General features: G+C 59.5%; 14 protein-coding genes. All 14 read right to left on the minus strand.

All coding sequences use genetic code 11. The annotated features are described in order from the left end of the window. Positions 1-5: 5 nt before the first annotated feature. The 14 genes from dxs to ACM66T_RS11355 all read right to left on the minus strand — a co-directional run bounded on the left by dxs (position 6) and on the right by ACM66T_RS11355 (position 14,899). Entirely contained in the window at positions 6-1,841 is a 1,836-nt protein-coding gene (gene dxs, locus ACM66T_RS11290) for a 1-deoxy-D-xylulose-5-phosphate synthase (protein ID WP_231019114.1), read from the minus strand. 73 nt (positions 1,842-1,914) lie between these two features. Further along, positions 1,915-2,781: a hypothetical protein gene (locus tag ACM66T_RS11295; RefSeq protein WP_231019115.1), complete on the minus strand. Its 867-nt coding sequence runs from the start codon at positions 2,779-2,781 to the stop codon at positions 1,915-1,917. A 12-nt stretch (positions 2,782-2,793) separates the two neighbouring features. Next, positions 2,794-3,888, minus strand: coding sequence for a histidinol-phosphate transaminase (hisC, locus tag ACM66T_RS11300; protein WP_231019116.1), 1,095 nt, complete (start codon positions 3,886-3,888; stop codon positions 2,794-2,796). After that, positions 3,885-4,967: a prephenate dehydratase gene (pheA, locus tag ACM66T_RS11305; protein WP_231021241.1), complete on the minus strand. Its 1,083-nt coding sequence runs from the start codon at positions 4,965-4,967 to the stop codon at positions 3,885-3,887. Before pheA ends, hisC begins: the two co-directional genes overlap by 4 nt. 20 nt (positions 4,968-4,987) lie before the next feature. Then, positions 4,988-5,773, minus strand: coding sequence for an HAD-IIA family hydrolase (locus tag ACM66T_RS11310; RefSeq protein WP_231019117.1), 786 nt, complete (start codon positions 5,771-5,773; stop codon positions 4,988-4,990). A 4-nt stretch (positions 5,774-5,777) separates the two neighbouring features. Next, positions 5,778-6,992: a diaminopimelate decarboxylase gene (gene lysA / locus ACM66T_RS11315; RefSeq protein WP_231019118.1), complete on the minus strand. Its 1,215-nt coding sequence runs from the start codon at positions 6,990-6,992 to the stop codon at positions 5,778-5,780. A gap of 95 nt (positions 6,993-7,087) precedes the next feature. Next, entirely contained in the window at positions 7,088-8,167 is a 1,080-nt protein-coding gene (locus tag ACM66T_RS11320) for an LptF/LptG family permease (RefSeq protein WP_231019119.1), read from the minus strand. A gap of 23 nt (positions 8,168-8,190) precedes the next feature. After that, complete coding sequence (gene pth, locus ACM66T_RS11325) at positions 8,191-8,748, minus strand: aminoacyl-tRNA hydrolase (protein ID WP_231019120.1); 558 nt, start codon at positions 8,746-8,748, stop codon at positions 8,191-8,193. A gap of 2 nt (positions 8,749-8,750) precedes the next feature. Beyond that, a complete protein-coding gene (locus ACM66T_RS11330) occupies positions 8,751-9,287 on the minus strand; it encodes a 50S ribosomal protein L25/general stress protein Ctc (RefSeq protein ID WP_231019122.1) in 537 nt (178 codons plus the stop codon). A gap of 70 nt (positions 9,288-9,357) precedes the next feature. Further along, positions 9,358-10,578: a type IV pilus twitching motility protein PilT gene (locus ACM66T_RS11335; RefSeq protein WP_231019123.1), complete on the minus strand. Its 1,221-nt coding sequence runs from the start codon at positions 10,576-10,578 to the stop codon at positions 9,358-9,360. 3 nt (positions 10,579-10,581) lie between these two features. Next, positions 10,582-11,565, minus strand: coding sequence for a transaldolase (locus tag ACM66T_RS11340; protein WP_231019124.1), 984 nt, complete (start codon positions 11,563-11,565; stop codon positions 10,582-10,584). 342 nt (positions 11,566-11,907) lie between these two features. Next, complete coding sequence (locus ACM66T_RS11345; RefSeq protein WP_416768562.1) at positions 11,908-13,707, minus strand: DUF4105 domain-containing protein; 1,800 nt, start codon at positions 13,705-13,707, stop codon at positions 11,908-11,910. A gap of 77 nt (positions 13,708-13,784) precedes the next feature. Continuing rightward, positions 13,785-14,231 (minus strand): DUF3015 family protein, encoded by a 447-nt coding sequence (locus ACM66T_RS11350; RefSeq protein WP_416768563.1) that lies wholly within the window; start codon positions 14,229-14,231, stop codon positions 13,785-13,787. Positions 14,232-14,326: 95 nt separating this feature from the next. Continuing rightward, positions 14,327-14,899, minus strand: coding sequence for a hypothetical protein (locus tag ACM66T_RS11355; protein ID WP_231019127.1), 573 nt, complete (start codon positions 14,897-14,899; stop codon positions 14,327-14,329). Positions 14,900-14,905: the final 6 nt, after the last annotated feature.

Genomic DNA, 14,905 nt, shown 5'->3' on the forward strand with positions numbered 1-14,905 from the left:
AGGCCTTACACCTCCTGAAGGGTTGCTCGGATCCTCTCCGCGAGCTGTTCGGGGCGCAGCCCCAAGGACGCTTCCACTTTGAGCGTCGCGCCGTGGGTGATGAAGGCGTCTGCGTACTCAAAGCTTTGCAGACGGACATCTCCGATCCCCTCCGCGGCAAGCCACTCCAGCAGGGCGCTTCCCACACCGCCCGCGGCGGCAGAATCGCTGAAAACGTACCAGCGCTTGTGGCGGGTCGAGAGCATTCGGAGCAGTTCCGCATCGAGGGGCTTGGCGAAGCGCAGGTCCAGCAGGGCCGCAGGTATGCCGAGCTGTAAGAGGGTCTGCGCCGCGCGGCCGACCCCGTTACCGTACCCGATCAGCAGCAGATCGCTCTGCGCCTCGATCAGCAGCTCCGCCTTGCCGTATTCGAACGGCGCCGACTCCGGCAGCTCCGCCTCCAAAAATGCGCCCCGGGGGTAGCGCAGACCGAGCGGGCGGTCGAAGGCCGCCGCGAAAGCCACGGCCTGATGCATCGACTTTTCGTCACGCGGGGCGCAGAGCGTCATGTTCGGGATCGCACGCAGGAAACTGATATCAAAGGCTCCCTGGTGCGTCTCGCCGTCCTCGCCGACGATCCCCGCACGGTCCATCGCAAAAACGACCGGAAGGTCCATCAGACAGACATCGTGGATCACCTGGTCGTACCCGCGCTGCAAAAAGGTGGAGTAGATCGTACAGAAAGGTTTGAACCCCTCTTTGGCCAGTGCACCCATCGACGTCACGGCGTGCTGCTCGGCGATCGCCACGTCCCAGAAACGGTCGGGATACTTCTCGAGCAGGGGCGTCAGGCCGGTGCCGCTCGGCATCGCCGCCGTGACGCCGACGACCTTCTCATCACGGTCGGCCTGATGCATCAGCGCCTCGGTGTAGATCTGTGTCGCACTCTTGCTTCCCCCGCTTTTCTTCCGCGAGATGCCGCTGTCGATATCAAAGGGACCGACACCGTGCCACTGTTCGTGCTGACCCTCGGCGATTTTGTACCCTTTGCCTTTGACGGTCTGGGCATGGATGATCACCGGTTTGCCCATCGCACGGGCCGTCTCGAAGGTCTCGACAAGACGCTTGATATCGTGTCCGTCGACGGGGCCGATATACTCTATGCCCATCTCCTCGAAAATGATGCCAGGCGTGATCAGCTTGAACGACTCTTCGAAGCGCTTGGCCAGGTAGTGCGCCCCTTCGCCGAAATGGTCCACGAAGGTCTCCGTGCCGCGTTTGATCTTCTGGTAGAGCGGGCTCGCCATGGCGGAGCTGAGCATGCGGCTCACGGCCCCGATCGGCTTGGCGATGCTCATCTCGTTGTCGTTAAGAATGATCACCATCGGATATTCGCGCTCGCCCAGTTCGTTAAGCGCCTCGTAGGCCATCCCCGCGCTCAGCGCCCCGTCGCCGATCATCACGACGGGAATCCGCTCGTGCTGCTCCTGTTTGAGCGCGATCGCCTTCGCGGCGCCGACGCCGAGGGAGATGGAGGTAGAGGAGTGTCCCGCGACATAGTAGTCGTGCTCGCTCTCCTTGGGCTTCGTGTAGCCGCTGAGGCCGTCGAACTGGCGCAGGGTGGCGAACTCCTCCCAACGCCCTGTCAGCAGCTTATGGGCGTAGGCCTGATGGGAGACATCGAAAATAAAGGGGTCTTTGGATGAATCAAACACCGCATGCATCGCCACGATCAGCTCGGTCGCCCCCAGGGTGGAGCTCAGGTGCCCGCCGTTGGTACTGACCACGTCCAGGATCCGCTCCCGGATCGCGCGGCACTGTGCCTCCAGCGCTTCATAATCGTGCAATGGTTTTTGATTCATCCTATCCTCGTACAATGGCCTCTCCCTGAAAAGGGGGAAAAAGGTGAAGCATATTAGCGAAAAGGGGCTATTATCAACCTTCTCCGCCCCGGTGCGTATTCGCGGCTTCAGCTTCAAGTAATGTGATCAGCCCCTCGTGGGGGTGCCCACGGCGCAGTGTGTTCAGCAGTGCCGTGCGCGTCGCCGGAGAGAGGCTCCGATAGATCGCGAGCATCTTCGCCGTCGTCTCCGCGGGCCGCACTCTTTTTTGCAGCGCCTTCGCCTTCGCGGCGAAGAGCTCCGCCACCCGCGTGCGAAGCCCCTCGTCACAGCTTCCGCTGAACGCCATCCGTTCCCAGACCCGGTCGCGCTCATGAGAACCCATCGCCTCCATGGCCGCGGCGGCCTCCGCCGTCGCCAGTCCGAGAAGGTAGACGGCGACGGTCTGGGGATGTTCCCCCTCGAACAGTCGCGCCGTCCCGAAGACGGCACGGGCAGCCGGCACGGGGGCGGAAGGTTCCGGCGGCGGCCGCGTTTCAGTGTCCGCTGCAGCCGCCAGGGGTGTCGTGATCAAACCCCTTAGCAGCACGGCGAGCCGCCGCGACACCACTGCAAGCGCCCCCGCCGCCGCCATCAGCAGAAGCAGCATGCCTCCCTGGGCAGCCCGGTCGGGCTGCGGCCGGGCAGCTCCCAATGAGAGCCCCTGGCGCTGAAGACGTGCCGCATCGCTTTCATCCACGAGAATGCTGCCGTCCTTCTGAACGCGGTAATCGGCGTCAAGCAGCTCCAGCCGTTCGATCAGCCGTGCCGTCCCGACCGGGTCCGCGATGGAACCGATGGCGATCTCCGTATGGACAAAGGTGCGGTAAAGCATCCCTGCGATCAGGAGCGACCCGCACAGCAGAAGCGCGGCCAAAACAGCGGTTTTCGGGAGGGATGAAAAACCTTCCGCGCCCTTCATCCCGCCCTCCGGTCAGACCAACTCCGCGGCCAGGGCGAAAAAGCGGTCGTTCTCTTCGGGCTTGCCGACGGTGACGCGGATCGCGTTGAGGCCGTATCCGGCCAGGTTGCGCACGATCATTCCCTGACGCAGCAGGGCGTCGGCGACCTCCGTGGAGCTCGTCCCCTCCTTCAGACAGAGGGTAACGAAGTTCGTATAGCTCTCGATCGCCCGGATGCCATGCGCTTCGGCGAAGACTTCGTAACGCTCCATCTCCTCAAAGTTCTTCGCGATACAACTCTGCACAAAGGCTTCATCCTCCAGGGCCACGGAGGCGGCTTCGAGGGAGAGGGTCGTGATGTTGAAGGGCGGACGGAGCTTGTAGAGCGCGGTAATGATATCGCGCTGCGCGATACCGTACCCTACCCGCATTCCCCCGAGTCCGTACGCTTTCGAGAAGGTGCCCAGGTAGAGCACGTTGTCATACGCTTCGATGAGCTCTTTGGGCTCCAGAGCCTTGGCGGAATCCTTGTAGCGGGCGTACTCCATGTAGGCGCCGTCGACGATGACGAGCGTCTCCCTGTCGATCTTGGAGAGGAAGGCTTTCACCTCCGCCGCGTCGGCGCTGTCACCGGTCGGATTGTTCGGGGTGCAGAGGAAGATGATTGAGGGTTTATGCTCCAGGTAAAGGGCATAGAACTCGTCAAGGTCATGCGCGCGCGATGCCGTGCGGATCACCTCCGCGCCGACGTGATGGGCATAGATCTCGTACATCGCGAAGGTGATGCTGTTGATGAGGATCTTCTTGCCCGGCCCCGCCTTGGCGTGCACCGCGAATTCGATCACCTGGTCCGAACCGGCACCGATGACCACTTCATGCGGGTCGATGCCGAAACGTTTTGCCAAACCGTCCTTGAGCTTGTACATGGAGTCGTCCGGGTAGAGAGCCATCTTGGAAACGATCGCGCCGACCGCTTCTTGTACCTTCGGGGAGCACCCGAAAGGGTTCTCGTTGCTGGCGAGCTTGATAATATCCTTGGGCTCGATCCCGAACTCGCGCACGACCAGCTCGATCGGCTTGCCCGCCTCATAAACCCTGATGGCATCCAGTGTCTGATTGAAAGTCATTGTTCCCCTTCGACGTAGCTTCCCAGCCACGTCACTTCATCGGTATGTTTTTTCAGTATCTTCTGTACGTTTTTGTCATCGATATGGCCGTAGAAATCGATGAAGAACCAGTACCCGAATCCCTCCTGGCTCTTCGCAGGGCGGCTCTCGATTTTGCTGAGATTGATCTTCGCCTTGTCGAAATCATGCAGGAAATGCACGAGGACCCCGGCGCGGGTCGTCTTTTTCAGCTTGGCGAGAATGGAGGTCTTGTCCTGCCCGCTCGGCGCGTTCTTGAAATCGCTGAGGATGATGAACCGCGTCGTGTTGTCGTGGACGTCCTCGATGTTTTCGAACATCATCGGCACGCCGTAGAGTTTGGCGGCGATGTGGCTGCAGATCGCCGCGGCTTCCGGATCTTCCGAGGCCAGAATCGCCGCTTTTGCCGTCGACTCCACGGGGATCTGCTGCACGTTGAGCAGCCCGTGCTCGTTGAGGAAGTTCCGGCACTGCCCGAATCCCTTATCCTTGGAGTAGATACGCTTGATACCGTCCAGATGCGCCGCTTTGGTCGAAAAGGTCATGTGGATCGGCATGTAGAGTTCCGCGACGATCTTCATCGGGCTCGTCGCCAGCAGGTCGAGGGTCTCCCCGACGGCACCGTCCTGACGGCTTTCGATCGGCACGACACCGAACTTGGCACGTCCGCTCTCGAGGGCCTTGAAGACGCCCGCGATCGTACTCATGGGGAGGTATTCGCTCATGGCGCCGAAACGGCTCTCCGCCGCCTGGTGGGTGAAAGTCCCCTCGGGACCGAGGTAGACGATGCGTTCGGGCAGTTCCAGGTTGCGCGCCACCGCGAAGATCTCCAGGAAGATCGCCTCGATGGCGCCGGCGTTGAGCAGTCCGTGCTGTTCGGCGTTGACCGTCTCAAGACGCTGCAGGATCGCCTTTTCCCGTTCGGGGCGGTAGATCGGAGCCCCGCTCTTGTTTTTGATCTCTCCGACGCGCTCCACCACGGCCATGCGCTCATTGATCAGGGCCAGCAGCTCCGTATCGATGGCATCAATGGCGTCGCGGCACGCTTCAAGGGTCTCCAACGCTTTTATCGCTTCGCTTTTCACATCACACTCTTTCCGGGCGGAATCTCAGTAATGTCATTATACACCACCGTCCCCGATTCTTCCCTGCGCAGCCGCGCTGCAAGCGCGTCTCCCGGGCGTACCTTGCCGCTAAGGACCAGTACCGGGCGCATGCCCAGCGCTTCCCCGCCGGTCAGGTCCCCCGCGTAATCGTCGCTGATCATCGTCACGTTTTCAAAGGCCGCTTCCGGGCGCTGAAGACGCAGCAGACGCAGCGCTTCGCCGTAAAAGGCGTCCGAGGGTTTCCCGACGACGGTAAAGGGGACGGAAGCCGCGTAGGAGAGCATGCGCAGCAGCGCCCCCACCCCGGGAAAGCGCCGGTGCTGCGTCGCGTAGAGCGTCGTATCGTGCATGCCGACGAGCCGCGCGCCCTGCATCAGGAAGGGGATCATCTGCGCGAAATCCTCCGCCCCGTAATCGGCACGGACGGAGAGCAGGAGCGTTTGCGGCTTTTCATAATCCCGCACATACCCTAGGGCATCGAGCTGCGCCAGGAAGGTCTCGCTGCCGTAGGCGGCCACCCCCTGTTTGGGGACTTCCCGCTCCAGCAGCATCAGGGCATCGAGATAATGGGTCCGGGGGATGGCGAAACCGAGCGCTTGGAGATAGGCCAGGAAATCGCTGCTGGCGCGTTTGGTGTTATTGGTGACGACGAGGTAGGGAACCGCGCTGCGGTTGAGGGCGTCGATAAAGGCGGCGGCCCCGGGAATGGGCTGCTGGGCCCGGTCATCGATCAGGGTTCCCTGAACGTCGATGAAGTACATGGTTTCAGCCGAGGTATTTCAGCTCCGGCGCGACCAGGTCCTCGAAAGACTCCCGGTCCCGGATCAGACGGTCTGCGCCCGCTATGAGCGCGACTTCCGCCGCGCGGCCGCGGGTGTTGTAGTTGCTGCCCATGCCGAAGCCGTAGGCCCCGGCGCTGTGCACGACGAGCAGGTCGTTGTGCGCCATCGGCGGCAGCGGGTACTCCTTGGCGAGGAAATCCCCGCTCTCGCAGACGGGACCGACGATGTCCGCCGGCGTCTCGTCGCCTTCATGCGCCGTGGCGGGGACGATGCGGTGGTAGGCACTGTAGAGGCTCGGGCGGATCAGGTCATTCATCGCCCCGTCGACGACGACAAAGCGTTTTGCGCCGTTCTGCTTCTCGTAGAGCACCCGTGTCAGGAAGTAGCCGGCGTTGGCCGTCATGAAACGTCCCGGTTCGCAGACGACGGTGATGTCCATCCCCGTCAGGGTCGAAAGCACCGCCTGGGCATAATCGTAGGGTGTGATCGTCGTTTCGTCCTTGTAGCGGATACCGAGGCCGCCGCCGATGTCGAAGAACTTCAGCTCGATCCCGATGGCCGCTTTGAGCGAACGTACAAGGTCGGCGACGATCTCGCTCGCTTCGCGGATCGGGTCGAGTTCGGTGAGCTGGCTGCCGATGTGGAAATGGATCCCGACGGGCTCAATCCACTCCGAGGCGTTGGCCCGGATGTACATCCGTTTGGCCGCATCGATCTCGACCCCGAACTTGTTGTCATGCAGCCCCGTGGAGATGTAGGGGTGGGTCTTGGGGTCGATATTGGGGTTGACGCGGATGCTGATTCGGGCCACCTGCCCCAGCTCCTGCGCGATCATTTCGACACGCCCCAGCTCCGCCTCGCTCTCAAGGTTGATGTAGAGGATATCCCGCTCGATCGCCTCGCGGATCTCGTCGTCGCGTTTGCCGACCCCGCTGAAGATCACCTTGTACTTGGGTACGCCCGCCATCATCGCGCGGCGTACTTCGCCGATGGAGACGCAGTCCGCGCCGGCGCCGAGGTCGGCGAACTGTTTGACGACGCTGAGGTTCGAGTTGGCCTTGACGGCGTAGGAGATAAGGGATTTGCGTCCGCGGAACGCCTCTTTCAGCGTCTCGTACTGCGCACGCATCGCATCGAAATCGTACACGTAAAGCGGCGTACCGTATGTCTCTGCCAGGGAGTTGAAGTCCATTGACATGCTTCCTTCTTTCGGGGCATCGGCAACGTTTTACCGCCGTGGGGTGCCCGGGAAAATTCTTGCGCGATAATAGCGAAAAAGGGCTAAAGGGGGCGTTAGGAGTGCGCGTCGACGCCGTGCCCGCGGTTGCGGTACCAGAGTATCAGCGCCGCCGTGAAAAGCGCCAGGACCGGCAGGACGATGCCCACCTCGCTGGGGATCGTTTTGTTGTTGGAGAGCTCGGTGAGCATAAAGAGAAACGACCAGGTCATCATCGTCGCCAGGATCGCGACGAAACTGAATAGCGTGATGTTGAGAAACCGGGGGCTGATCGGAACGAAAAAGAAGATCAATATGATCAGGCTCGGCACGAAGAGCGGCGTGATGAAAATACGGTAGAGCGCGCTTTTGATCTTGTCGATATTGAGATTCTCGCTCCCCAGCAGCATCAGGGCGTCGATCGCATCAAGAATGGTGTAGTTCACCTTCCCCTCGTATACCTGGTCGAGGATCTTCGGACGGAACCCCTCGAGCAGGGTCAGGTCCTGCAACTGCGTGACGGTGATCCCCTCCCCCTCCAGGCTCAGCGTTTTGGGCTTCTGGAGCGACACCGCGTGGTTGAGGTGCCAGTGCTCGTCGGCGTAATAGGCCCCCTCGGCGGAGAGCACCTGCTGCAGCGCGCCGTTTTCATGGGTGAAGATGCGGATGTCCTCGGCTCGTTCCTGGAGCGGGTAGAGCTTCCCGAAATAGACGTAGCGGTCTTTGAAGGTAAAAAAGAGGTTGCTGGTCGGCTGCAGGTACTGCGCGGAACGGCGGATATTGTTCGCGTACTCGTCCGCCCGGGCAAACGAAGTCGCATGCAGGGCGATATAGAGGGTCATGATCGCCACGGCAACGCCGACGAAGGGCTTGATGACGTCGGTTTTGTTGTACCCCAGCGCATAGATCGCCACCAGGGCGTTGGAACGGATCAGGAAAATCTTCGTCGCAATCATCGCGAAGACCAAAGAGAGCGGCAGCAGCATATCGACGGCAAAAAAGGTTTTGTAGGTGAGGTAGATGACGATAAGGTTGGCCGACTGCAGCTTGTCCGCGCTCTCCATGTAGTCAAACCCGACCATGAAAAAGACGAGGGCAAAGAGGATGACGGCGATGTACTTGAGGTAGTGATAGGCGATATACCGGAACATCAACATCGCAGGCCCCTGAAAAATATCGGTTATTGTAACGGAGTTTTTTTGACGGTGTACTTAGAGGCGACCTCGTCCATGCCCATGCGCGTCAACGCCTCCACCGCGTCAGCGGCCCGCTCGATCCACTCGGGGAGGCATTCGGCCTCCTGCGGCGTAAAGGCGCTCAGAACATAGTCGGCGACACGGTTGCGATCCCCGGGGTGGCCTATTCCCATCCGCACCCGGACATAATCGGGTGAAATCGCTGTGTCGGTCGATTTGAGGCCGTTGTGCCCCCCGTGTCCGCCCCCGCGCTTGAAACGCAGCGTCCCGAACGGCAAGTCCAGGTCGTCATGAATGACAATGACCTCATCGATCTTGTAAAAACGTTTAACGTTACCGATGGAACGCCCTGACAGGTTCATAAAAGTGAGCGGTTTGAGTAAAAAATGGGAGGAAAATTTATAGAGGTCGCCTTCAAAGACGGCTTTTTTGACGGCATCGCATTGATGGCGCCGCAAGAGCGCATCAATGACCATGAACCCGACATTGTGCCGGGTCTTCTCATACGCCGAACCCGGGTTACCCAGTCCGACGATCAGCAAAGTTACTTCGCTTTGATGATGGAGAGAACGGAAACGCGGTCAGCGTCTGTGAAAGTAAACGCTTCGGATTTCTCCAGGTCGCGAATCAAGATGGAGTCACCGAGGTCGAGCGGAGCGACATTGACAGTGATCGTATCCGGGATCTGATCGATCGCACCTTTGACGCGCAGACGCTTCTTCGCGATGTAGAGCATCCCTTTGTTCTTCAGACCGACCGGAGAACCTTCCGTTTTGACCGGAACGTTGTAGTGGGTAACGACACCCGGCTGCGCGACCATCAGGTCAACGTGCAGCAGGTTACCGGACACCGGATGAGACTCATACGCCTGAACGACAACGTTCATCTCCTGATCACCGACTTTTACCGGAAACGCCAGGGTGTCTTTGTTGCGAACTGTACGGATGAACTCATTCATCTTGAAAGCGGCGTGAACGTTTTCAAGCCCCTTTCCGTAGATGTTGGCAATCAGATAACCATCGCGGCGGAACGCTTTCGTTGCGCTTTTACCGGTACTCTCTCTAACAATACCTTCCAACATAGGTGTGTCCTTGTAATAAAATAGGACGGAATAATACTTAAATATTCTTTAAAAACAGCTAAAGAGCATGCTACTCGCTCTTGAGCTGGAAAATCTCGTCTTCACTGAAGCGCGGCTTGTCGTCATCCTCTCCTCCGGACTTCTGCGTACTGCCGTCTTTCGCGGTCACGCGGCTGGTGAGCCCCTCCATCCGAAGCTTGAGGTCCGCCGGAGACGTCGCATATTTGAACGCCTGCTCCGTCGAGATCCGCTTGGCGTTCCAGAGGTCCAGGATCCCCTGGTCGAAACTCTGGGAGCCGTAGATATCCTTCCCCTCCTCGATAGCGTCGCGGATCTCGCTGTCGCGGTCTTCCATAATGAGCTGCGCGACATAGGGCGTATTGACGAGGATCTCGAGGGCCGCCGTCCGTTTGCCGTCGACGGTGGGGATCAGGCGCTGGGAGATGACCCCTTCCAACACCGCCGCCAGTGTCATACGGACACGGTTCTGCTCCCCGGTCGGGAAGATGGAGATGACACGGTTGATGGTCTCCTTCGCATCCAGGGTGTGCAGGGTCGAGAAGACGAGGTGCCCCGAGTCCGCCGCGTGCAGCGCCGTCTCGACGGTCTCGATATCCCGCATCTCCCCGACGAGGATGATGTCGGGGTCTTCACGCAGTACGGCGCGCAGGGCGTTGGCGAAGCTTTTCGTATCCTGCCCGACACTGCGCTGGTTGACGATGCATTTGCGGTCTTTGTGGACGAATTCGATCGGATCCTCGATCGTGACGATGTGCTTGCGCAGCGACCAGTTGATCTCGTTGATGATCGCCGCGAGCGTCGTCGATTTCCCCGAACCGGTGACCCCGGTGACCAGGACCAGGCCCCGCTCGGTATGGGCGAATTTGTGGACGACCTTCGGCAGCCCGAGGTCATCGATGGAGACGATCTTGACGGGAATGACACGGAAGACCGCGGAGACCCCGTCCATCTGGAAAAAGATGTTGACACGGAAACGGGTATTCTCATCGAAAGAGTAGACAAGGTCGAGCTCTTTTTGCCGGACGAACTCGGCGAAGCGGGTCCGCAGCAGCTCCTTGGCAAAGGTGAGCGCCTCCTCTTTCTTGAAGATCTCGCCGCTGAGTGGCGTAATGTCACCGTTGATACGGGCGCGCACGACGGAGTTGGCCTTGAGATGGAGGTCGGACCCCCCGGCATCCATCATCCGCTTCAGGTAGCCGCGCACCCGCCGCAGCGTTTCAAAGGTCAGGTTCTCAATATTGATATCGGTATCGACTTGATTTGTACTCATAAATTACTCCAATTCTGCCAGGATTTCGGCAAACGCCGTTTTGAATGCTTCGAGGCCCTCGGCCATCAGTTGGGCGCAGACCGCTTCGAGATCGACCCCGGCCGCTGCCACGGCGTCGAAGTGCGCTTCGATCCGATCCGCATCGAGGGGCAGTTTCGCCTCTTTGTCGCCATGGGCCACGAACGCCTCGATCGTCTCGATCGGCGCGGTATTCACGCTGTGCGCCGCCAAAAGCGCATCGACGTAGTAGGAGGGGCACAGGCCGCCCCCCTTGACCCCCGTCGATGCGAAGAGCGCCCGGCAGCGCGGCACCTCCAGCCCCTCGATCGCTTCGTAGATCGCTGCGGCGTTATAGACGCCCGCCAGGGATGGCTGTACCCCCTTGGACTCCAGGGCCGCATCGATGGCGCGGTCCAGGCGGCTGACAAAGATACTGATCACCGTATCGACCTGCGTGGCACCCTTCTCCAAACCCCGAGCGAAGGAGTTGGCACAGGCCAAAGCCTGCGCCTTGGAGAAGATCAATGTCGCGTTGACGGGGATCCCTTCGCCGACGAGTGTCTCCATGGCGACATACCCCGCGTCCGTTGCGGGAACCTTGATCATCACGTTGGGACGGCTGATCTCCCTGAAAAGGCGGCGCCCCTCTTCGATCGTACCGACGGCATCGTCGCAGAGATAGGGGTCGACCTCGATGCTGACATAGCCGTCATTGCCCTGATCGAACAGTGGCCGTAATGCATCCGCCGCCTTCTGGATATCCGTAATCGCCAGGGCCTCGTACTTTGCCTTGGGGGTATGATTCTGCAGCGTCTCGAGCTGCATCTGGTAAGCCGGCGACGTCAAAATAGCGTTTTTAAAAATGGCGGGGTTGGACGTCGCTCCGTTGACAATTCCCTGTTCAACAAGCCGTTTCAGACCCGTATCGATAAAATCGCGTTCAATGAAATCGGCCCAGAGGGAAAACTCTATTTGCGGGATATACATCGTCTCTCTTCTTTTCTGATATAGTCTACTGATTATAACCGAAAGCGGCAGCAGTGTCTATAAAAGTATGGGTACCTCTAACAACCCTGTACGGTCTCAGCACTGCAGAGAAAGTCATAATCAAGGCGACGCGTTGAAGGCCTAGCCATAGCTAAGTCGAAAAGCGGCAACGCCGAGTATGGCTTTTCTCTGCAGTGCCCTGAGGGAGGGCTTTTGAAGCACGATCTTTCCTCCGTTTTCTTCTTGACTTAGCTACGGCTAGACCTGCGCAGAAAACAAAGAAAATCTCACGCTTCAAAAATCCTCTGAGATCCATACGGGGTTGTTAGAGGTGCCAGCACGTTAATAATAGTGGACAAATTCAGCCGTGAAACTGCGTTGCGCTCCCGCCGTTTTATCCGTGTAGTCGAAGGCAAGTTTCAGGGCGTTGTTCTGTGAAAGGCGGCTGGTGTGTTCCACCCGTCCCGTCCACTGGCGCATCCCGTCCGCATAGAAACGGTACCCCCCTTCCGCGGCCAGCTTGGAACCTCCCCCCACTTCGAAAAGGAGCCCGAGCGTCGTTTTGAGCGCACCGTACCCTTTGTCCGTCACGAACAGTTCCGGCTCCGCCAGGGCATACCCGTACCCCCATGTGCCTCCCGCCGCGACGCCCGCTCCCACGGCCATACTGAAGAGCGTGTCCCGAGAAATGAAGTTCTGGTCCCACCCCGCGTGCATCCGCCAGGAGAAGGGTTTAAAAAAGGCGCTCTGCGGGGCGATGGACGTAATGGAGACGATGGTCGCCTTTTCGACCGCGGCACCGTCTTGGTCATAGCGCGCCAGAAGGTCCAAAAACTCGATCTGCGTTCCCGGCATGAATCCGATGTCACTGTCGCCGAGGTCGTGATAGGCCGGGCGAATGCCCAGCTGCTGATAGGGGTGGCCGTCCCGCCATCCCGTCCCCAACTGCGCCCGGGTCGCCCGGTGCCCCTCGTCAGGATTGCGCGGCGTTGCCACCGGCAGCTTCTCCCCCTTCCCCAGCGACGCCCGGGCGGAGAGGATGGCGTGGAAACGCTCCGAATAGGTCGCTTTGTCCACCGCTCCTTTCATCAAACGGTACTCGGCCAGCTCCGATGCGGCTTCAAGGGTGTAGCGTTTCATCTGCGTGTCACGTGCCGAGTCGTTCAGGACTGTCCCGGGGGTAAGCGTCCCGTCGGCCAGTGCCATGGCTTCGGTTTCGCCGCGGCGGTCCAGTACCTTTTCGTAGGCCAGCAGCAGTGTCCGTTTCGAGGGACGGTAGTGCTTGGCCCGTACCAGCCTCTCCTCCTCGGTGGCATGCACGGTCTCCATCGGGATGATGTGATAGGCGAAGTGGCCGCGCACATCGACGTCCGGCCGGGCGATCTCCATCAGCCAGAGCATATTGTACGAACAGTTCTCGTCAAAGAAGAAGTACCAGTTGTACACCCCCTTGAGCTCCCAGATGTGGCGGATCATGGCCATCACCTCGTCATGGTCTAGGTCCAGGTCGTACTCCCAAACGTCGCGCTGTTCCGTATCCCGGTACTCTTTGAGCTTTTCATAATAGGGCAGCAGGGAGTAAAAACCGGGGTAGCCCCCGAAGAGCCCTTTGACCGCGAAGACGACGCCGTTCTCCTTGTCCGGGTCTGCGCCGGCGGCGTAATTGATGGCATAGGAGAGCATCTTCGATTCATAGGAGGAGTCGATGCGCAGGAAGGTGTGGCCGAACATGGAAGCCGGGGAGTTGATGTGCGCCGACGAGAAGACCAGCGTCACCGACTGCGGGTCCATCTTACGCACCAGTGTCTCGTAGGAGGTGCAGCGCAGTTCCGGCAGACCTTCCAAGCCCAGTGTCTCCTGCAGCCAGGAGCGGCGGGCGGGGAAACGACACCCCGTGGCATTGTCGTCGAAACGGCTTTCATTGTAAAGCGCCGTGAGCGTAGCGTTCAGTTCGGCTTCCGCGTTGCTTTTGCCCCCCGGAGCGAGAAAAAACGCCGGGTCGTCGACTTCGCTGACATCTTCGGGCATATGCAGCAGCAGGTGCCAGTAGCGGCTCTGGGCCACACCCGTCTTCGCCGCCTTCTCCAGGGCATTTTCCAATACGTTTGCCTGCAGGATATACGGCACGATCATCAGTATCATCAGGAAACGGTACAAGAAAAAACCCTTTGAGGGAAGATGGAAGGATGGGCCGGGGAACCGGCCCGGTAAAAGCAGATTCAGCCCTCGACGGTTGCGATGTTGTCGAGAACGTCAGCCATCTTGACGTCGCCGGACGTGTAGATGCTGTTGTAGTTTTGCTGCAGGGAAGCCGCAAAAGCCGCTTTGTCGTCGACTTTAAGCAGTTCCGCGAGCGTATCGACGCTTTCACCGCCGCCGATCGCCGCCTCTTTTGCGAGCTGATCCATGTTGGATGCGACGAATTCGGCCGCACGGTCGTTCATTACCAGCGGCATGCGCTTACAGCCGGATGTACCGGATGTGATACCGAATGTCTGGTTTGCAGAGGTACCGTTTGTTGTCGCCTGAAGGGCAAGCATAATCGCGGAGCTGTCATCTTTGATGATCATTGCGCCGAGACCACAACCTGTCTGGCTATTGACACCGGCGAACGCCGCCGAACTGAGTGCCGCAACCGCAGCAAGACTTACAAGTACTTTTTTCATAGTGACTCCTTCATCGTTTGATGATGGTTCAGTATAGGAATTGTTTCCTTAAAGCGGTCTAATAACCCACACTTTATCACCGCCGTTAGCAGCGGCTATTCGTTGAGCTCGTCATCTTTCCAGTACTTCGTGCCCTGGATCGTCGCCTGCAGCGCCAGACCGGTCTTAGTCAACTGATAGAGGCGGATGCCGGGCGCCACGGTGATCGCCCCCCCGAACGCCGCACCTTTATCATCGGCTTTGGCCGCGGCATCCGCCTGGGCGTTGGCCTCCCATCCCTTGTTGATGAAGCCCTCATAGACCTCCTTGTTCTCGAAAAGGAAGACGCCGCGGAAATCCTTGATGCCGATACCGAGCCCCACGCCGACGGTCCCCATATTCATATAGGTGTCCTTGCCCGTCTTGTTGTCGTGCGCCACGCCGGAACCGCCGCCGGCGGAGACAAGGATGATATTCACGCCGATGTTGCTGAACACCGCGTAACCGTACGCTTTTTTAATGATCGCTTTCGCCTCCGGTGCCTCTTTGTAGAGCATCGCCAGCGTTTCCGCTTTCATCTTCTGCACCTCCTGGCGCTTCTCCTCGGCCGTCTTCCCGCTCCAGAATCCCGAAAGCAGCATGACGCCCAGCAGTGCCAGAACCGTTGCCTTGATCGTTTGCCGTTTCATGCCCGC

It is taken from the genome of Sulfurimonas sp. ST-25 (assembly GCF_048079205.1).
GTDB classification, from domain to species: Bacteria; Campylobacterota; Campylobacteria; order Campylobacterales; family Sulfurimonadaceae; genus Thiomicrolovo; species Thiomicrolovo sulfuroxydans.